At 33.4% G+C, this 18,969-nt stretch carries 19 protein-coding genes and 1 pseudogene; 14 read left to right on the plus strand and 6 right to left on the minus strand.

Features of this window, described 5'->3' with window-relative positions; translation table 11 throughout:
- Nucleotides 1–18: 18 nt before the first annotated feature.
- A complete protein-coding gene (locus NSS97_RS09640) occupies nucleotides 19–672 on the minus strand; it encodes a CPBP family intramembrane glutamic endopeptidase (RefSeq protein ID WP_044440499.1) in 654 nt (217 codons plus the stop codon).
- 691 nt (nucleotides 673–1,363) lie between these two features.
- Here NSS97_RS09640 and NSS97_RS09645 point away from each other — a divergent pair.
- Both NSS97_RS09645 and NSS97_RS09650 read left to right on the plus strand, forming a co-directional pair.
- Nucleotides 1,364–1,954, plus strand: a complete 591-nt coding sequence (locus NSS97_RS09645; protein ID WP_107887682.1) for a TetR/AcrR family transcriptional regulator — start codon at nucleotides 1,364–1,366, stop codon at nucleotides 1,952–1,954.
- Nucleotides 1,955–2,341: 387 nt separating this feature from the next.
- Nucleotides 2,342–3,289: a sugar-binding transcriptional regulator gene (locus NSS97_RS09650; protein WP_044440503.1), complete on the plus strand. Its 948-nt coding sequence runs from the start codon at nucleotides 2,342–2,344 to the stop codon at nucleotides 3,287–3,289.
- A gap of 48 nt (nucleotides 3,290–3,337) precedes the next feature.
- Here NSS97_RS09650 and NSS97_RS09655 read toward each other — a convergent pair whose 3' ends face one another.
- The gene (locus tag NSS97_RS09655) at nucleotides 3,338–3,700 is read right to left on the minus strand and encodes a hypothetical protein (protein ID WP_044440505.1); all 363 of its coding nucleotides are present in this window, start codon (nucleotides 3,698–3,700) and stop codon (nucleotides 3,338–3,340) included.
- 156 nt (nucleotides 3,701–3,856) lie between these two features.
- Here NSS97_RS09655 and deoC point away from each other — a divergent pair, with 156 nt between their 5' ends.
- From deoC to NSS97_RS09685, 6 genes are all read left to right on the plus strand, one after another.
- Entirely contained in the window at nucleotides 3,857–4,528 is a 672-nt protein-coding gene (gene deoC / locus NSS97_RS09660) for a deoxyribose-phosphate aldolase (RefSeq protein WP_002012110.1), read from the plus strand.
- 105 nt (nucleotides 4,529–4,633) lie between these two features.
- Nucleotides 4,634–5,815: a NupC/NupG family nucleoside CNT transporter gene (locus NSS97_RS09665; protein ID WP_000876193.1), complete on the plus strand. Its 1,182-nt coding sequence runs from the start codon at nucleotides 4,634–4,636 to the stop codon at nucleotides 5,813–5,815.
- Nucleotides 5,816–5,851: 36 nt separating this feature from the next.
- Nucleotides 5,852–7,153 carry a pyrimidine-nucleoside phosphorylase gene (locus tag NSS97_RS09670; protein ID WP_002086256.1) on the plus strand — a complete coding sequence of 434 codons (1,302 nt, stop codon included), beginning with the start codon at nucleotides 5,852–5,854 and terminating at the stop codon, nucleotides 7,151–7,153.
- A 33-nt stretch (nucleotides 7,154–7,186) separates the two neighbouring features.
- The gene (locus tag NSS97_RS09675) at nucleotides 7,187–7,582 is read left to right on the plus strand and encodes a cytidine deaminase (RefSeq protein ID WP_000358532.1); all 396 of its coding nucleotides are present in this window, start codon (nucleotides 7,187–7,189) and stop codon (nucleotides 7,580–7,582) included.
- A gap of 146 nt (nucleotides 7,583–7,728) precedes the next feature.
- A complete protein-coding gene (locus tag NSS97_RS09680; protein WP_044440511.1) occupies nucleotides 7,729–8,124 on the plus strand; it encodes a DUF2871 domain-containing protein in 396 nt (131 codons plus the stop codon).
- A gap of 15 nt (nucleotides 8,125–8,139) precedes the next feature.
- Nucleotides 8,140–8,622 carry a CcdC family protein gene (locus tag NSS97_RS09685; RefSeq protein ID WP_044440513.1) on the plus strand — a complete coding sequence of 161 codons (483 nt, stop codon included), beginning with the start codon at nucleotides 8,140–8,142 and terminating at the stop codon, nucleotides 8,620–8,622.
- Between the two features lie 47 nt (nucleotides 8,623–8,669).
- Here the strand turns inward: NSS97_RS09685 and NSS97_RS09690 are convergent, their stop codons facing one another.
- Nucleotides 8,670–8,900 carry a DUF896 domain-containing protein gene (locus NSS97_RS09690; protein ID WP_044440515.1) on the minus strand — a complete coding sequence of 77 codons (231 nt, stop codon included), beginning with the start codon at nucleotides 8,898–8,900 and terminating at the stop codon, nucleotides 8,670–8,672.
- Between the two features lie 247 nt (nucleotides 8,901–9,147).
- On the opposite strand from NSS97_RS09690, the gene NSS97_RS09695 reads away from it, so the two are divergent.
- Nucleotides 9,148–10,065, plus strand: a complete 918-nt coding sequence (locus NSS97_RS09695; RefSeq protein WP_341112342.1) for a hypothetical protein — start codon at nucleotides 9,148–9,150, stop codon at nucleotides 10,063–10,065.
- A 52-nt stretch (nucleotides 10,066–10,117) separates the two neighbouring features.
- On the opposite strand, the gene NSS97_RS09700 is transcribed toward NSS97_RS09695, so the two are convergent.
- Nucleotides 10,118–10,837 carry an urease accessory protein UreH domain-containing protein gene (locus NSS97_RS09700; protein WP_341112344.1) on the minus strand — a complete coding sequence of 240 codons (720 nt, stop codon included), beginning with the start codon at nucleotides 10,835–10,837 and terminating at the stop codon, nucleotides 10,118–10,120.
- A gap of 15 nt (nucleotides 10,838–10,852) precedes the next feature.
- Nucleotides 10,853–11,845 (minus strand): F510_1955 family glycosylhydrolase, encoded by a 993-nt coding sequence (locus NSS97_RS09705; RefSeq protein WP_107887680.1) that lies wholly within the window; start codon nucleotides 11,843–11,845, stop codon nucleotides 10,853–10,855.
- Between the two features lie 223 nt (nucleotides 11,846–12,068).
- On the opposite strand from NSS97_RS09705, the gene NSS97_RS09710 reads away from it, so the two are divergent.
- From NSS97_RS09710 to NSS97_RS09730, 5 genes and pseudogenes are all read left to right on the plus strand, one after another.
- On the plus strand, nucleotides 12,069–13,352 hold the full coding sequence (locus NSS97_RS09710) for an aminopeptidase P N-terminal domain-containing protein (protein ID WP_107887679.1): 1,284 nt from the start codon (nucleotides 12,069–12,071) through the stop codon (nucleotides 13,350–13,352).
- 118 nt (nucleotides 13,353–13,470) lie between these two features.
- Nucleotides 13,471–15,126: a multicopper oxidase family protein gene (locus NSS97_RS09715; RefSeq protein WP_044440525.1), complete on the plus strand. Its 1,656-nt coding sequence runs from the start codon at nucleotides 13,471–13,473 to the stop codon at nucleotides 15,124–15,126.
- A gap of 532 nt (nucleotides 15,127–15,658) precedes the next feature.
- On the plus strand, nucleotides 15,659–15,796 hold the full coding sequence (locus NSS97_RS09720; RefSeq protein WP_165927682.1) for a hypothetical protein: 138 nt from the start codon (nucleotides 15,659–15,661) through the stop codon (nucleotides 15,794–15,796).
- Between the two features lie 183 nt (nucleotides 15,797–15,979).
- A pseudogene (locus tag NSS97_RS30450) lies at nucleotides 15,980–16,114 on the plus strand (cytochrome c biogenesis protein CcdA); the annotation flags it as partial.
- Between the two features lie 150 nt (nucleotides 16,115–16,264).
- Nucleotides 16,265–17,974 carry an SH3 domain-containing protein gene (locus NSS97_RS09730; RefSeq protein WP_131929277.1) on the plus strand — a complete coding sequence of 570 codons (1,710 nt, stop codon included), beginning with the start codon at nucleotides 16,265–16,267 and terminating at the stop codon, nucleotides 17,972–17,974.
- A gap of 416 nt (nucleotides 17,975–18,390) precedes the next feature.
- Here the strand turns inward: NSS97_RS09730 and NSS97_RS09735 are convergent, their stop codons facing one another.
- On the minus strand, nucleotides 18,391–18,966 hold the full coding sequence (locus tag NSS97_RS09735) for a hypothetical protein (protein ID WP_080784502.1): 576 nt from the start codon (nucleotides 18,964–18,966) through the stop codon (nucleotides 18,391–18,393).
- Nucleotides 18,967–18,969: the final 3 nt, after the last annotated feature.

Genomic DNA, 18,969 nt, shown 5'->3' on the forward strand with positions numbered 1-18,969 from the left:
AGAACTAAGTCTAATTTCTTATAGAATGAAACCAAGGCAATTGTTTAATATATGTATCGCCATAACATATGCAAGGGATCTTTTAGAAATAAGATAAGCCGCAGTAAGTATTACCGATCCAGGTAAATATATAGCAATATCCGAAAGCTGGTTCGTATGAAGAACTGTAAAAATTATAATCGAAATGATAGATGCAATAGCAGTACCAATATAATGTGAAAAACGATTTAATATTATATAACGAAATATAATTTCTTCAAGTATTGGACCCAGAATACCAAATACAAGCAATGTAAATATAAGAGGTATCTCCGCGCCCGTTTCAAGGAGCTGTTCTTGGTTCTCTGGCTGACCAGTTGCTAGAAAACGCATAACAGACTGTTCCACAATTACCGTAAATAAAACCACCATAGGAATACTTACTATTTTCAAAATTGTCTTCTCTTTAAAATAAGTAAAACTTTCAATAATTTCTTTCCTAAAGAAAATTATTCCTACAATAGCAGGTACAGTCAAACCGATGGCACTAAGAGCAAATTCTGATTCAACTAAATTGCTGTTAGTTAAAAGTGATATGCCAAATAATATGAACAAGCCAATTTGAAGTAGTGCAAACATTGTATAAACTATTAGCATAATAAGTTCTTTTTGATTCATTTTAATAAAGTTCACCTTATTACCTCCATAATTAAATTACTTAGAATCTTTGAATTTTCTTTCTGCATTAGGTTCTCCTTCTAAATATATTTATACAAGATTCTAAACCGGACGGTTCGGTCCGAAAACTAATAATACTATAAGTTTCTAGTTTTGTTAATCCTTTTTACAAATTATTAACAAAATCAAAATGGCAAAAATACAAAATACTTATATGTCAGTTTTTTTATTTACAATTAAATTTCAGTACTCATTAATTATTAACGATTCCCTTTTTATAGAATGAAGTGATAAGGCTTTTAACCGCAAGGAATGCGGTAGATATCCTAATATATGAAGTGAAAGTGGGGGTAGTTCAAACACTTTAGCTAAACATATTAATAGAGATTATATATAATAATCATATGTCTATACACTAAAATATATATTTTTACATCTTCTACGATTTTAGGTAAAATTAGTTGTATAACATGACTGAATTAAACAATTGGTCATGTTATTTTTGACAGAAAATTCACTCGAATAATATAGATGATACAATTTGATTAACCTCTTTTCAAACTGTATTGTTTGAGGGTTCCATAAGATAGGGATTGATAAGATATTTCTGTTCCAAACTTATTTATACTTACAAAAAAATTAAGAAAATAGAGGGTAAACATTACCTGGAATATTAAGATCGTTTTTATTAGGAGGATTACAAAGCATGACTAAAGTTGATAAGGTAAAAGAAAAAATTATTGAAACATCTTTATATTTATTTAATACTAATGGGATAACTCGTACATCCATCCAGGATATAATGACAGCTACTGAACTACCTAAAGGATCTATTTATCGTAGATTCAAAAATAAAGAAGAAATTGTCCTTGCTGCCTACGACAAAAGTGGTGAGATTATGTGGAGTCATTTTCATAAAGCAATGGAAAATAAAAAGACAGCAATCGATAAAATCCTTGCAATATTCCTTGTATATCAAGATGCAGCTAATAATCCTCCTATTGCTGGAGGCTGTCCATTACTTAATAGCGCAATTGAAAGTACTGGAATATTTCCAGAATTACAAAAAGCAGCAGCAAAAGGTTATGACGATACAGTAATGTTAATGGCTTCTCTCATAAAAGAAGGAATAGAGAAACAAGAACTTAAAGAAGATATAGACATTATATCACTCGCTTCTTTTCTTGCATCTTCAATGGAGGGAGCTATTATGGCAAGTCGAGTATCTAACGATAATATACACCATCATTATTTTATTGAACAAATAAAACATCATCTTTTCACTTATTCTAAATAAGTGAGAACTCGCATTGTTTTCATCCAATTTTTATAGACTTAAATTGAATAAATACCCCTCATAAACAGTATCTTCTGTTTATGAGGGGTATTTGAATAGTTTTTAGTAAAGGGAGCTTTTTAGACGATGTTTCATGTTTCTTATTGAACGGCTTTGTTATCGTTACTACAGAAAAAGCAAAAAAGAATGAATTACATATAAATCGATTTATATGTTTCAAGTGTATCTATGTTGAGGTTGTAAATCTATACAATAAGTTTTCATTGTAAATACTAAGTGTAGTAGAAGTTCAGTTAGATAAAATTCGGTAGTCGAATTTTTTTGCATAAAGCTGTATAATGCTTGTAACGAAAAGGAAATACAGGAAAGGATATGTAATGAGTTACTATGGATAAGGATAAACAACAATTAAGCGTTGAAGTTGCAAGATTATATTATCAATCAGATTATAGTCAGCAAGAAATTGCTAACAAATTAAATATCTCAAGACCGACAATCTCTAGATTATTAAAGTACGCGAAAGAAAAAGGATTTGTTCAAATTAGTATAGCGGATCCATTTGCTGATTTAGATAACGTCGGGAACTTACTTAAAGAAAAGTACAACTTGTTAGAGGCGCATGTTGTATTTTCTCCAGTGCCAGAATATGCAACGATTACTGAGTATATTAGTAAATATGCAGCTGAGTATATGGAAAAGACAGTGAAAACTGGTGATATCGTTGGTGTAAGCTGGGGAATGACGATGTATGAAATCGCTAGAAAAATCGTACCGCAACATGTGAAAGGTGTAGAGGTTGTCCAGTTAAAAGGTGGCATTAGTCACTCAAGTGTAAATACATATGCGAATGAAACGATCGCGTTATTTGCAGATGCTTTTCAAACGACGCCAAGAAATCTACCTCTTCCAGTTATATTTGATAATGCGGTGACAAAAGAATTAGTGGAGCAGGATCGACATATTCATCACATTATTGAAATGGGAAAACAAGCGAATATTGCAATTTTCACTGTTGGAACAGTGCGTGATGAAGCGTTATTATTCCGATTAGGATATTTAGATAAGGATGAAACGAACATTTTGAAAGAACAAGCTGTCGGTGACATTTGTTCACGTTTCTTTGATGGAGACGGAAATATTAGTAGCGAAGAAATTAATAAGCGTACAATTGGAATTGAGTTAGAGGAACTTAAATTAAAGAAACGTTCTATTTTAGTTGCAGGTGGTAATAGAAAAATAAAAGCAATTGACGGTGCGTTACGTGGCGGGTATGCAAATGTACTAATTATAGATCAGCATACAGCAAAAGAATTGTTACATTATCAAAAAGATTAGAAATAAAAGGCTTTCTCAAAATATTAATTTTGAGAAAGCCTTTTATTTTTAGTATGAATAAATCAATGTGTAGTACCTTGTAAAGTATTTGTAAGGAACGCTCTTTGATTGATCTTCTTTTTCAAAAATTAGTGAGTTAGCCATAATATCTCTATCTACAAAACTCCATCCATCTTGCTCCATCATATCGATAAAAGGTTCCATTTTTCCGCGCTTTACTAAGTAGGGGCATTGATTATCTATCGGTTCTACTTCCACCATTTCTTTATCTTGAATAACCATCTTAGACATAGCTAAAGCAAATGGAACTGGGTTTCCTTCTTGGAAAATAACATCCCTTTTATAAAAAATAAATATGGATAGTGAGGTGCATACTAGCAATGTGAATATAAAGAATTTTGACTTAAACAAGTGGTTCACATCCTTTATTTACAAGCTTATACTACTTTCAATGTATTACTAGAAATTCCCTTCTGAAAAAGAATGAACAAAAGTTCAAAAGTGTATTTACATTTGTTCAACTAAGGGTTAGAATGAAGTTGTTAAAAGATATGAGGAGTGAAGATAATGAACATTGCAAAGTTAATTGATCATACAATTTTAAAACCAAATTCTACAAAAGAAGATGTTATGAAAGTAATCGAAGAGGCAAAGCAATACAAATTTGCTTCAGTTTGTATTAATCCTACATGGGTAAAGCTAGCTGCTGAAGAATTAGCTGGACATGATGTAGACGTTTGTACTGTAATCGGTTTCCCATTAGGAGCAAGCACTACTGAAACAAAAGCATTCGAAACAAAAGATGCTATCGCAAAAGGTGCAACTGAAGTTGATATGGTAATCAACGTAGGTGCTTTAAAAGATGGCGACAATGAGTTCGTTGAAAAAGACATTTATGAAGTAGTACAAGCAGCAAAAGGAAAAGCTCTTGTAAAAGTAATCATTGAAACTTGCCTTCTAACAGATGAAGAAAAAGTTCGTGCTTGTGAATTATCAGTAAAAGCTGGCGCTGATTTCGTAAAAACTTCAACTGGATTCTCAACTGGCGGAGCAACTGCAGAAGATATCGCATTAATGCGTAAAACAGTTGGACCAAACGTTGGCGTGAAAGCATCTGGCGGCGTTCGTACACGTGAAGATGCAGACAAAATGGTAGAGGCTGGAGCTTCTCGCGTTGGAGCAAGTGCTAGTGTTGCAATCGTATTAAATGATGCAAAAGGTGCTACAGATAATTACTAATTAATAAAGTGTGAAAAGCAATAGATACACGTTTAAAGTAAAGTGTATCTATTGCTTTAACAATTGAAAAGAATGTAAGCGGATACGAATGGGAGGAGACGGCTTATGAAATACTTAATCGGTGTTTTAGGCCTCGTATTGATTTTAGGTATCGCTTGGCTTGCTAGTAATGATAGAAAGAAAGTCAAATATCGCCCAATCATAACGATGGTTATATTACAATTCATTTTGGGGTTTTTATTATTAAATACAAGCGTAGGGAATATATTAATTAGCGGAATAGCAGATGGTTTTGGAGAATTATTAAAATATGCCGCTGATGGTGTGAATTTCGTATTTGGTGGATTAGTAAATCAAAAAGAGTTTTCATTCTTTTTAAGTGTATTAATGCCAATCGTATTTATATCAGCTTTAATAGGTATTTTGCAACACATTAAAGTATTACCTATTATTGTGAAATCTATCGGTCTAGTATTAAGTAAAGTAAATGGGATGGGGAAACTCGAATCATATAACGCGGTAGCTTCTGCGATTTTAGGACAATCTGAAGTGTTTATTTCAGTTAAGAAACAACTAGGATTATTGCCAGAGAAAAGAATGTATACATTATGTGCATCTGCAATGTCTACAGTATCTATGTCTATCGTTGGATCATATATGGTGTTATTAAAACCGCAATATGTTGTAACCGCTTTAGTGCTTAACTTATTCGGTGGCTTCATTATTGCTTCTATCATTAACCCGTATGAAGTTACTGAAGAAGAAGATATGTTAGAAGTACAAGAAGAAGAGAAAAAGACATTCTTTGAAGTATTAGGGGAATACATTATAGATGGATTTAAAGTTGCGATTACAGTAGCAGCTATGTTAATTGGTTTCGTTGCCCTTATCGCATTCATTAATGCAGTATTTAAAGGTGTAATCGGTATCTCATTCCAAGAAATTCTTGGTTATGTATTTGCACCATTTGCATTTATTATGGGTGTTCCATGGCATGAAGCAGTTAACGCAGGGAATATTATGGCAACAAAATTAGTATCAAATGAATTTGTCGCTATGACAGATTTAGCAAAAGGAAACTTTAATTTCTCAGATAGAACGACAGCGATTATATCTGTATTCTTAGTTTCATTTGCAAACTTCTCTTCAATCGGGATTATTGCGGGGGCAGTTAAGAGCTTAAATGAAAAACAAGGGAATGTAGTCGCAAGATTCGGTTTGAAATTACTTTTCGGTGCAACATTAGTAAGTTTTTTATCAGCAACAATCGTTGGCTTATTATTTTAACAGATTCATATAATATAAAAAGGAATGGTGATTACAATGAGAATGGTAGATATTATTGCGAAAAAACGTGATGGAAAAGAATTAACGACTGAAGAAATCAAATTCTTTATTAATGGATATACAGATGGAAGTATTCCTGATTATCAAGCGAGTGCACTTGCAATGGCAATTTTCTTTAAAGATATGACGGATCGTGAACGTGCAGATTTAACGATGGCAATGGTTGAGTCTGGAGAAACAATCGACTTATCAGCAATTGAAGGCATTAAAGTAGATAAGCATTCAACTGGCGGTGTTGGTGATACAACAACATTAGTATTAGGACCATTAGTTGCTGCTTTAGATGTACCAGTAGCAAAAATGTCTGGTCGTGGTTTAGGACATACGGGCGGGACGATTGATAAATTAGAAGCGGTAGAAGGATTCCACGTTGAAATTACGAAAGAACAGTTCATTGATATTGTAAACCGTGACAAAGTGGCTGTTATCGGACAAACAGGAAACTTAACACCTGCTGATAAAAAGATTTATGCATTACGTGATGTAACAGGAACAGTAAATTCAATTCCTCTAATTGCAAGTTCAATTATGAGTAAAAAAATTGCAGCTGGTGCTGATGCAATCGTACTTGATGTAAAAACAGGTGCTGGTGCATTTATGAAAACCGAAGAAGATGCAAAAGAATTAGCTCATGCAATGGTACGTATCGGAAATAATGTTGGACGTCAAACGATGGCAGTAATTTCAGATATGTCACAACCTCTTGGTTTTGCGATTGGTAACGCTCTAGAAGTGAAGGAAGCAATTGATACTTTAAAAGGCGAAGGTCCAGAAGATTTAACAGAATTAGTACTTGTATTAGGAAGCCAAATGGTCGTACTTGCGAAAAAAGCAAATACATTAGAAGAAGCTCGTGAAATGCTAATTGAAGTTATGAAAAATGGAAAAGCAACTGAGAAATTTAAAGAGTTCTTAAGCAACCAAGGCGGAGACAGCTCGATTGTAGACAATCCAGAAAAAATGCCACAAGCGAAGTATGTAATTGATGTACCTGCAAAAACTTCAGGTGTGATTTCAAACATTGTTGCAGATGAAATCGGTATCGCAGCTATGTTATTAGGTGCAGGTCGTGCGACAAAAGAAGATGAAATCGATTTAGCGGTAGGATTAATGTTACGTAAAAAAGTTGGCGATGCAGTAAAAGAAGGCGAGCCGTTCGTAACAATCTATGCAAATCGTGAAAATGTAGAAGATGTAAAAGCTAAAATTTATGAAAACATTTCTATCGCTGAAACAGCAGTGGCTCCTAAATTAGTGCATACAGTTATTACTGACTAATCATCATTAAATTTACTTTGAGGAGGAAATAATATGGATAAGAAAAAATATATCGAAGAAGCAAATAAGATGTTATCGAAAGCGTATATTCCGTATTCTAAATTTCCTGTTGGTGCAGCATTAGTTACGAAAGAAGGTAAAATCTATACTGGTTGTAATATAGAAAACGCTTCTTACGGTTTATGTAACTGTGCAGAAAGAACAGCGATCTTTAAAGCAGTATCAGAAGGTGAGCGCGACTTTAGTTACTTAGTCATTACAGGAGAAACTGACGGACCTATTTCACCATGTGGTGCTTGTAGACAAGTTATTGCTGAATTTTGTGATCCGAAAATGCCTGTATTACTAACGAATGTAAAAGGTGATGAAAAAGAAGTGACTGTGGAACAGTTACTGCCAGGTGCTTTCTCAATTGAAGATTTAAAATAAGTTAAAAGGCCATTCCACAATGAATAGTTGTGGAATGGCCTTTTTATTTTCAAAAATAGAATGTAATATTCCGTTCATATTCCGTTCATAAACTTTGCGTAAAATGATTGCATCGAATATGGAAAGTTTACAGCAGGAGGAATATGATGAAGAAATTATATAATGCAGCATTCATTTACTTAATTATTGGTTTATTATCAGGTGTATTTGCTAGAGAGTATACGAAAGCGCAAGGAATTAAAGGATCCACTATGTTGCAATTAGTGCATACACACGTATTAGTGCTCGGCTTCGTATTCTTTTTGATCGCTTTAGCTCTATTTAAAGTATTTAATGTCCATGAAACAAAAAGTTTTCGTGCGTGGTTTGTTTTTTATAATGTAGGATTAATTTTTACTATTGCTACAATGGTATTTAGAGGTCTTCTACAAGTAAACGGAACTGACTTTAATGGTTTAAGCCATATGGCTGGATTAGGTCATGTCATTATAAGTATTGGGCTCGTTTGGTTTATGATTTTGCTCAAAAAGTCATTTAAATAGATAGGGGTGGAGAGTATGAGTTTAGCACTTTTATCAAGTATAGTAGCGGTTTGTATGGCTGTTGGTGTAATGTTTCTTCGCTTTAAGTCAGCGAAAAAACCGATAGTGAAAAAGAAAATTATATTACCACCAATTTTTATGAGTACGGGTGCAATGATGTACTTCTTACCAGAGTTTCGATTAACATCTTTAGAAATAGTAGAGGCAATTAGTATAGGACTTATTTTCTCTATATTTCTTATTAAAACATCGAAGTTTGAAATAAGAGGCGAAGATATATATATGAAACCGTCAAAAGCGTTCATATTTATTTTAGTTGGATTATTAGCTGTACGAGTAGGACTTAAATCATATTTAAGTCAATCGATTGATTTGGCGCAATTAAGCGGGATGTTTTTCTTACTTGCATTTGCGATGATTGTATCGTGGAGAATTGCTATGTATCGCTCATTTACTAAATTAGAAAAGACAATAAAAAGAGCTGGAATTTCTATATAGGAAATCCAGCTCTTTTTATGTTTTATTGAAATTCTTTAGCACGGAGCTCATTTACTAAATTTCAAACGATCTTGAGCATCTTGTAATGCAACTGGTGTAACGTTAAGACCATTTTGATCAACGATTTTTGTGTTTAATAAAATGGAATCTAAGCTTCCACGAAATGTTTTTGTATAGTTTTGACGCAACATTTGTTGTTCTTGTTTTTCATCAACCGTTAATCCAGATGCTTTTTCTTTTTTTGATAATTCGTTAATACGAAATAAAATGTTTTTCATTTGTTTTCACCTCTAGTAAAATTTAATTACATTAGTTACTTACTAATGCATAGTTATCTTAACTTATCTTTTAATAAGTGTCAATGCCTATAAACATTCCTTGTTTTGTAAGTGTGTGGGGTGATAAAGAATGAAAAAACTACAAATACTTGAAATAGGGAAGATGTTAATATACAATACCTAAGTAGGGTATATAAAGTTATTGTTTTACTTTATGAGAGTAATAAGCAAAAAGGAGTATGTAATAATGAATGCAGTAATTTCAAAGAAAGAAACAATCATCTCATATACGATTGCTATTTTATTTATTTTAGCTATGGTAATAGCAGGTGTGTTATTAAATGATCCAGAAGTAATTTTGCCGGAAATAGCTGCGATGGCAATAGCTTTATGGGCATACCGTGAGCCGGGATGGCTAAGACAACCAGAAAAAATCTTTATTGCGCCGTCAATAACAGTTGTTATTGGTTTTGCAGTGAATCAAATGGATATTTCCTATATGGGAAAAGTTAGCTTAACACTTATATTAATGATGTTGTTTTTACGTGTTATTCAATCCAATTTAGCACCATCTATTGCGACAGGTTTATTACCATTAGTAACAAATGCGACGGAATGGTCATTTGTTATCTCAGTCTTCGTTTTGACATTTATTTTAATGATTGGTGTTCTTATTTTTAAATTGAATAACGGTATTGAGAGAAAAGTTAAAATCCAATATAAATATATGGTTGTATTTCTATTTTTAAATTTTGTATGGATCAGTTTATGTTGGATAACTGGTTATGAACAATTAGCGGTTATTCCGCCAATTCTAGTCGTAGTGTATGAATCACTTCAAAAACCGATGTACAATGAAAAAATGGCATTTAAACAAATATTAGTATTAACTACATCAGCAACTGTTGGAACTTTATTGTATTTTGCAATTGATTCATGGATTGTAGTCACTTTATTAAATATGATATTAATGCTAATTTTATTAAAAATCGTTGGAGTACGTATTCCAGCAGCATATGCATTTCCGTTATTGCCGCTCGTATTTCCTGATGAAATGATAAAAATGTTACCTGTAGGCTCATTCATTGCGGGGGTATTCTTATTTGGGGCAGTACTACTGTATAAAAAATGGGAGATGAAGCAGAGGGGGATGCAGAAGAGTTAAAAATAATTTGCAAAAAAGGTAAGTTCAAGTCACTTGAGCTTACCTTTTTTATTTATACCCAATATAAGGATATATCATAAAGTCCAATTAAAATGAGTAGTACCCCTGCTATAAGTTGAATGTTTTTTCCTATTTTTCGGCTCTTTTTCAGTAAAGTCCCATTTAATCCAAGATAGGAGATGATGAACATTAGTACAACGATAGGTAGAGCAGTTCCTATCGAAAAGAATGTCGGAAACAAGTATCCATAATTAGATGAGAAAGATAAAGGGATTAACGTTCCGAAAAATAGAACGAACATAGTCGGACAGAAGGCTAAGGAAAAAAAGAATCCAAGTAAAAATGAGCCAACCTCATTTTGTTTTCGTATAAATTTGATCGAGAAGAAACTTCTTCCTTTTATAATACCTGCCAACATTAACCCCATTAAAATTAATAAAGGTCCAATTATTTTTCGTAACCATGGGAAATACAAAGTTAATATTTGCTGAATCTCTTTTCCTAAGAACCATACTAATAGTCCAAGTGTCGTAAAAGCTACTATTTTTCCTAAAATGAATAACAATATATGTTTCCATGCATGTCCCTTTTGTAAAGATTGATTCCCATAAAGTGTAATAGCGCTAATGTTTCCTGTTAATTGGCAAGGAGCCAGGGTACCTACTACGCCTAATAAAAACGCAAATAATAGAGGTACTGATTTCGTAGCATTCGCGGCATCCATTAAAGGAGACATGAGTTGATAACTCCACTCGCTAATTGTTGAAAACACGTTATATTCACCTTTCTAATTAAATTGGAATGTTCCCTCTTTAGTAATCTGCTTCCACGTTTTCCCCTCATCTGTAGAAAGGAACACATTTGTTTTCATTGTAGCAAATACTATTTCAGCTGAATTTTGAGGGTTTTGTGATATGTACATAATTGTATCTTTAGAATCTAAAGATGGAATTTGTAAGTTTGTTTCTTCATTTGTAGCAATTGATTTCTTCGTTATCATTTGTTTGTTTTCCTTATTAATAGGGGCATAAATGACATCTTCATCGCTAAATGTAACTGCTGTCGATTCAAGAGATTTAGAGAATAATTTAAAAGTATTCCCGTAATCTGTAGACAAATATACACCGTCTTTAGCACTTACCGCGACTACACTAGATTGATCTGGATGTGCTGAAAAGGAATGGATTGTACTTGAAAGACCGTTTAACTTACTATTTTTCCATTCTTGTCCGTTGTCCGTACTGAAATAAAAACCTTGTTCTAATTTAGAATTAGGACGCTCATTGTATAAATAAATTGCTTCCGTATTATATCCGACAGCAAGGTTATGAAAATCAGATTCTCCATAAAACGCTAGCTTTTCAAGGGTATTACCGCCATCAGAACTTTTCATTAATCCTAAAGGGTTTTTTAAGTTTGCTCCTGGTTCAGGATGCCCGCTAGCAAAAAATCCATTTTTTGTTGCCTGAAAGCCCATATAATCGTGTAACTGTGTAGTAGTTTCAAACCATTTGCCATCTTGATAAACTTTTATACCACTGTGCGTGGCGATAGAAATCCCAGGCATATTTCCTGCATAGCCAATTCCATGAATGTGCTCGATTTTTCCAGATGTAATTTCTTTATAGAAGTTTTGCGGAATCGTATTTGCTGTTTCTGTATTTTTGGGTTGAGATTGCACGGTTTCTTTTTTAGCTGGTGCTGTTTCAGCATTGCTAGAACATCCTGTAATTATTAATAAAGAAGTAATTGCTAACCCTGTTGCTACATAATGTTTCACTTTTGTAGACTCCTTTCTATATATATGAGATTTTAAGTATATGGAATAAATGTCAAGAAATTGTGGAGTGGTATGCATAATTTAGAGTGGAAGGGGCCCTAGTAATGAAAATTTTCTTTTCTCTATGAGTACTATTAATTGACGAAAAATTATAACAATAATAGAATGAATTATATTGGATAATCAGTTTCAAAATTATACATAGAACGCTAGGGGGATTATTATGAAATCAACATTTTTTGCTCAAAATAGAGAACGATTAGTAAACACATTACCGGATGAATCTATTACTATTTTATTTGCTGGGCAAGCACCTCATATGTCAGCCGATGCACATTATAAATTTGTGCCGAATCGAAATTTTTACTATTTAACGGGAATCGATGAGCCAAATGTTATTTTCCTGTTGAAAAAGTTTGGAAATAGTGTGGAAGAAACTCTTTTCATTGAAAAATCAGATCCAGTAACGGAAAAATGGGACGGTAAAACAGTTTCTAAAGAAGATGCAGAACAAATTTCAGGCATAAAAAAAGTTGTATATATAGAAAGCTTTGAGAAGACAATGGCAAATACACTTTTCACAGAAAATGTGAAGCATCTGTATTTAGATTTAGAGCGTCGTGAGTGGAAGGGTACTGAGACGAAAACGTTAGCGTTTGCTAAACATGTAAGAGAACAGTACCCACACATAACAATTGGTAACGTATACCCGATCGTTTGTGAATTACGAGTGTTTAAAACAGAAGAAGAAATTGAAATCATTAAAGAAGCGATTGCTGTAACTAAAGAGGGTATTTATAACGTGCTGAAGCATGCAAAAGCAGATGCGATGGAATATGAATTAGAAGCTCATTTTGATTTTACGCTTAAATCATCTGGAATTAAACATCATGCGTTTAATACAATTTTAGCGAGCGGTAAAAATGCTACAGTCCTTCATTATGAAGATAATGATGCACAAATTCAAAATGGTGATTTAGTACTGCTCGATTTAGGTGCTCAGAAAGATTACTACAACGCTGATATTAGTTACACATTCCCAGCGAGTGGAACATTCTCTAGTCGCCAAAAACAAATATATAATATCGTGTTAAAAGCATTGAAAGAAACAACTGAGATTATTAAGCCAGGAGTAAAGTTTGCTGCATTAAATGAGCATACAAAAAAAGTACTAGCAGAAGAGTGTAAAGCAATTGGTTTAATTCAAGAAGACGAGGAACTATCTAAATATTACTATCATGGTGTCAGCCATTTCCTTGGTTTAGATACTCACGATGTAGGAACATACAAAGATAGAGTATTAGAAGAAGGTATGGTTATAACAATTGAACCTGGTCTATATATTGAAGAAGAATCAATTGGAATTCGTATTGAAGATGATATTCTTGTAACAAAAGTTGGCTATGAAAACTTGTCAAAAGATATCATTAGAGAAGTTGAAGAGATTGAAGAATTTATGAGTGAAAATAATGTAAATGTAAAAGAAGATGAAGTTGTTACGAAATAATAATTAGAAGAGACGCTCAATTTTGGGCGTCTTTTTATTTTGCTCATTTTATATCTCCATATTTTCTTGAAAATTGTCTTCTATAATAATCTTGAAAAAGAAAAAGGAGGGATTTTCCATGAAGAGATTTGTATTAACAGCAGTTACAATCTCCGTAATATCTTTAATTGCTGCATGTTCTGCGACCACAAATACAACAAATGATCATAAAAATATGAATGATAAAAAAGCAGAACAGACTGAAACTGCTACAAAACCATTGAAAGTTATAAAAGGACCAGAAGTTACTTTAGTAGCGAAAGAAGAAAAGCAAAAGCTAAGTAGCGGTGTTATTGTTCCGGTCTGGACATTTAATGGTTCATCTCCTGGACCAGAAATCAGGGTGAAAAAAGGTGAAAAGGTTAAAGTGACATTAAAAAATGAATTATCTGCACCAGTATCTATTCATTGGCATGGATATCCAGTCCCAAATAACATGGATGGAATTCCGGGTGTGACACAAGATGCGGTTGAATCAGGAAAAAGTTTCACCTATGAATTTGAAGCGAACGTACCAGGAACGTATTGGTATCATTCACATCAAGATTCTGTAAATCAACTAGATAGAGGTTTGTATGGTGCTCTTATTGTAGAGGATACAAGTGAAAAGTATGATAAAGATTACACATTAATGTTAGATGAATGGGTAACAGATAAAGAAGAAATTAATAAGCAGTTAAAAGAAATGACAAAAGGGAAAACAGAAAAAGCAGACGGTAATAAATCTAGTAAGGATAATGAAAATACGAAAAAGAATGATGATATGAAAGGCATGGATCATTCCGGTATGGATATGGGCAGTGATAAAAAAGATGCCGGCAATATGGCAGGAATGGACCATGGAAATATGAAGATGGAAGGTCATGATATGAGTATGTATGACATATTCACAATCAATGGTAAAAGCGGAGATTTAGTAGAGCCATTAAAAGTGAATAAGGGGGATAAAGTTCGTCTTCGACTCGTTAATGCGGGTTATCTATCACATGATATACACGTTCACGGTCATGATTTAAAAGTAATTGCAACAGATGGTCAACCAATTAATGATCCAAAAGTTATAAAAGACAAAGTAATTTCAATTGCACCGGGTGAACGTTATGATGTTGAATTTACAGCTAACAATCCTGGGAAATGGTACGTTGAAGACCATTCGAAAAATAAGGGTGCAAAAGGAATGAAAGCTGTTATTGAATATGAAGGTAGTAAAGAGATGAAAGATAAAGCAAACGAAAAAGAAAAACTACCAAAATTAGATATGACGAAATATGGTGCGAAAAAATTAGGTAGTTTCACGTTAGACCAGCAGTATACTGCCACATATAATATGGACTTGAATACGCAAATGAATGGAAAGGAAATGGTATATACAATTAACGGAAAAATATTTCCGGATATTGATCCAATTCCAGTGAAAAAGGGTGATTTAGTAAGAGTAAAATTAGTAAATCGCTCTAAAGCGGACGATCATCCGATGCATTTACACGGTCATTTCTTCCAGGTGTTAAGTAAAGACGGAAAACCGGTAGAAGGTTCTCCAATTGTTAAAGACACTTTGAACTTAAAACCAGGAGAAGAATATGAAGTAGCCTTTGTAGCAGACAATCCGGGTGATTGGATGTTCCACTGTCATGATTTACACCATGCTTCAGCGGGGATGGTAACAGAAGTAAAATATACAGATTACAAATCTGATTATGTTCCAAACCCTAACATTCCTAATAAGCCAGAATAAAGTAAAATTCAAGTAGTTTATAATAAAATAAAGCAGTTATCTTATGGATAGCTGCTTTTATATGTAATGTTGTGAATTGGGAATATTATTTTTATAAAAGTTTAGACAATAAGAGAGAGAAATACCGTGTAGTAAGAGTTTACAAGATTAAAAATGGGATTTTTGCTATTTAGATATTTTAAAAAGCATACTCGTTTTTGATTAGAAGTTGAGAAAATTACAGTGATAAATTTAATGTATTGTAGTTCAAAAAGGATAGATACTTATATTTGACCTTTCTTTTATTTTATACTACAATCCGTAGTGTGAAGGGAGGATGGGTATGTTCAAGTAAAATTATAAGTTAAATGAAGAGGGCCTAAATTACTGTTTTTGACCGTTTGAAAAAAAACATAGTAAATATTTGGTATTTAGAAGGTGTCATAATTAAAGAAGAGCAGTAAAAATTAATGCTACGACGTTATAGCACATTTCAAGAATCGTTAGCTGATCAGTACATAATATGAATTCATCTTTTGGATTTTGAAGTGCTTTGCTTAATTTTATTGGGATGGAAAAAGCTTCAAATGAGCTTGTAACCGTATCTTTTACGAAAACAGCGATTAACTTACGGATGCAGCAGATTGTAGATCCATCTTCTGTTACATGGAATATTCAGTTATACATATGAAAAGTTAATGAAACAGCAGGGCTATTTTTTATTTTTGCAGTATTAATTATGGGTGAGTGTTTGTAGCTTTTTTTTGAGAATTTAAACTACACAGTGTAGTGTTCGGTGAAAAGAAGCAAAATGAATGCAGCAGATTAAAAGATATGGATTGTACTAGGAACGGGGATGCTTTCATTGGTCTCACCGTGCATCGGTCCAATTTTGACAGCATTATTAATGCTTGGTGCAACGAATCCAGATCAAGTATTTATTTACATTACAGTTTACAAACTGGGATTTGCGATTCCTTTTTTCTTAATTGCCTTCTTCGTTACGAAAGAATGGAATAATACCTCCGTTGAATATCTAGAAATAGAGGTTGATAGAAAAGAAGAGTACAACATGAGTAGAAAAGCATTTGATATAAAAAATAATAAACTAAAGATATGATGATACTTAAATGTATTTATGGGAAGGTGTTTAATACCTATGAAAAGAATTTTAGCTAGTGTGGCAGTAGTTTCTGTTGCAGGAAGTACATTTATTGGTAATGCTCAAGCGCAAACTTCTATAATGCCAAAAGACAAAAAAAATGAGCAATCTACTGATGCAGTAACATATGAAAATCCAGTAACAGTAAACACGAATGTTCTACGTGTTCGCACACAGCCAAATACGTCTAGTGCAATAATGGGGCGCGTGTATGAAGGGAAAGTTTTACAAGTTATTGGAGAAGATAACGGTTGGCTGAAAATTAATCATAACGGAAAAATTGGCTACGTAAGTGGTGAATTTGTTTCGGGAAAAGGTGTATCAGCGAAGACGAATGTAAGTACGAGTCGTAGTAAAACTGTAACTGCTAATATATTACGTGTTCGCACACAGCCAAATACGTTTAGTGCAATAATGGGGCGCGTGTATGAAGGGAAAGTTTTACAAGTTATTGGAGAAGATAACGGTTGGTTGAAAATTAACCATAATGGAAAAGTAGGTTATGTAAGCAGTCAATTTGTAATAGACGATAGCTCAAATGGAAGTGATAATAACAATGGAAAAGTTCAAGTAGCGAGTGGGAATTACAAAGTTAACGTATCCTCCCTCCGCGTTCGTACAGGTCCAAGTACTTCCCATACGATTTTAGGCTCTATACATAAAGGACAAGTTGTTCAAGTAACTGGTGAAGTTCAAGACTGGGTCAAAATTAACTATAGTGGACAAACTGCTTATATTAGTAAAGATTACATTTCAAAGAGTGGCTCTAATGCAAATGTAGGCCAAACAAATGAACAACAAAATAATGTTACGGTTCAAACTGACGGTACATACATTGTAGACGCTACTTCTTTACGTGTGCGTACAGGTCCTGCTACTTACCATAGTGTAATTGGTGGTGTATTAAACGGACAAACATTGCAAGTAACTGGCGTTGAAAATGGCTGGTTGAAAATTAATCATAATGGAAGAACTGGTTATGTAAGCAGTGAATATGTAAAATTCGTTAAAGGGGGTACACCATCAAAACCTGAAACAAGTAATCCATCTACTGGAGCAACAGTTGGTGACTACTATGTTAACGTAAGCGTGTTAAATGTAAGAAGCGGTGCTGGTACAAATCATGGTGTAATCGGTGCTTTATCAAAAGGAATAAAAGTACAAGTTCTATTTGAACAAAATGGATGGGGGAAAATTAATTACAACGGTAAAAACGGTTATGTATCAAGTAAATTTCTATCAAAAACAAGTGAGACTGATGCAGAGGAGCAGCGACAATCCCAAGAGGTAAATACAACTAATGAAATTAAAACGAATGACTTTATTCAACCAGCTGTAGGAAGATATACTTCTGGATTTGAGAAACGTGGTGGGCAAATGCATCACGGATTAGATATTGCTGCTTCAGGAACAGTGCCAGTTGTTGTTGCCGCAGAAGGTGTAGTCACTCGCTCATATTATTCCACAAGCTACGGTAATGTTGTGTTTATTTCTCACAATATTAACGGACAAACATATATGACTGTATACGCTCATTTAAAGAGTCGTTCTGTTTCTGCAGGTCAAAAAGTGAAGCAAGGACAACAACTTGGCATAATGGGGAATACAGGACAATCTGAAGGACAACACTTACATTTTGAAATCCATAAAGGTGAATGGAATGCACAGAAGAGCAATGCTATGGATCCAAAAACATATATTAGTTAAGTAAGAATTTATTATTTCAAGGTGGAATTGTATACTTTATCAAACTAAGAGAATTGAATATCTATGAAATGAAAAAATATACTATCAATCATATAGATTTAGAAGGTTCATTAAGTGTAGAAAAGTAGGAAAATAATTGATGGTGAAGATTATGACATGAAGTAATTTGAAAAAGAGAGGTCACAGCATTGTAATTCTGTGACCTCTTATTATATAATGCAAAGCTATTATTTATTAGTTTTCTGTATAATTATTAATCCTGATCCCATGCCAGAAGCTAAACTATAGTTATTATCTACAAATACTCCGAAATAATAAGTAAGTCGCATCCGTAAACCACTTTTCATTTGGGGCTGACGATTCAAAAGTATTTTTTATTTTCATCTGTTAAAAAATAAAATTATCGATTATAGCTGCTAGTGTTTATGTATATGTTGTTCATGTTCGGAGGGGAGCGGTGGGATATGGTCTGGGAATGTTACGAATACAGTAAGAACAATTACTACGCTGATCGAAAGTAATAATAGAAACCGACGATGGATATAAGTAGAAAAGGTTTCTGATAAAAGCTGAATCATACATGACATAGTTATCGTTATGGTAAGTAAGAGGCTAATGAACAGTATACTATGGGCTTGTTGAGCGTTTAACATCTCTGTAATCATAGCTCCCATCATACTTGCCATTAATCCAGAGAACAGTCCTTCTAAAGCAGTATATAGGTGAAAACGTAGACCGACTAAAAAACCGATAAACCCACTAATCAAAATAGCAAGCAAAGTAGAATATAGTAATTCTCCTTTAAAGAGAATACCTAAATAAAAACCGATACTTAAACCGATACTCATACTAAAAGACATAATAAATACCATATACTCCATTAGGGTACCCTTACGTTTAGAAATATATGATGTAATAATAATCGAGATACAACAAAGTGTTAAGGCAGTTAACGTATAAGCGAACATCATGATACCTCCCTGTCCTATCATTCA

This window comes from Bacillus sp. FSL R12-0074 (assembly GCF_038005725.1).
Taxonomy (GTDB): Bacteria; Bacillota; Bacilli; order Bacillales; family Bacillaceae_G; genus Bacillus_A; species Bacillus_A mycoides.

What these genes read in the sequence shown, in the direction of transcription:
- NSS97_RS09685 (WP_044440513.1), top strand. Translation starts at nt 8,140, where the DNA reads ATGAGTTTAGCACTTTTATCAAGTATAGTAGCGGTTTGTATGGCTGTT.
- NSS97_RS09730 (WP_131929277.1), top strand. Translation starts at nt 16,265, where the DNA reads ATGAAAAGAATTTTAGCTAGTGTGGCAGTAGTTTCTGTTGCAGGAAGT.
- NSS97_RS09680 (WP_044440511.1), top strand. Translation starts at nt 7,729, where the DNA reads ATGAAGAAATTATATAATGCAGCATTCATTTACTTAATTATTGGTTTA.
- NSS97_RS09695 (WP_341112342.1), top strand. Translation starts at nt 9,148, where the DNA reads ATGAATGCAGTAATTTCAAAGAAAGAAACAATCATCTCATATACGATT.
- NSS97_RS09670 (WP_002086256.1), top strand. Translation starts at nt 5,852, where the DNA reads ATGAGAATGGTAGATATTATTGCGAAAAAACGTGATGGAAAAGAATTA.
- NSS97_RS09675 (WP_000358532.1), top strand. Translation starts at nt 7,187, where the DNA reads ATGGATAAGAAAAAATATATCGAAGAAGCAAATAAGATGTTATCGAAA.
- NSS97_RS09650 (WP_044440503.1), top strand. Translation starts at nt 2,342, where the DNA reads ATGGATAAGGATAAACAACAATTAAGCGTTGAAGTTGCAAGATTATAT.
- NSS97_RS09665 (WP_000876193.1), top strand. Translation starts at nt 4,634, where the DNA reads ATGAAATACTTAATCGGTGTTTTAGGCCTCGTATTGATTTTAGGTATC.
- NSS97_RS09710 (WP_107887679.1), top strand. Translation starts at nt 12,069, where the DNA reads ATGAAATCAACATTTTTTGCTCAAAATAGAGAACGATTAGTAAACACA.
- NSS97_RS09645 (WP_107887682.1), top strand. Translation starts at nt 1,364, where the DNA reads ATGACTAAAGTTGATAAGGTAAAAGAAAAAATTATTGAAACATCTTTA.
- deoC (WP_002012110.1), top strand. Translation starts at nt 3,857, where the DNA reads ATGAACATTGCAAAGTTAATTGATCATACAATTTTAAAACCAAATTCT.
- NSS97_RS09735 (WP_080784502.1), bottom strand. Translation starts at nt 18,966, where the DNA reads ATGATAGGACAGGGAGGTATCATGATGTTCGCTTATACGTTAACTGCC.
- NSS97_RS09690 (WP_044440515.1), bottom strand. Translation starts at nt 8,900, where the DNA reads ATGAAAAACATTTTATTTCGTATTAACGAATTATCAAAAAAAGAAAAA.
- NSS97_RS09715 (WP_044440525.1), top strand. Translation starts at nt 13,471, where the DNA reads ATGAAGAGATTTGTATTAACAGCAGTTACAATCTCCGTAATATCTTTA.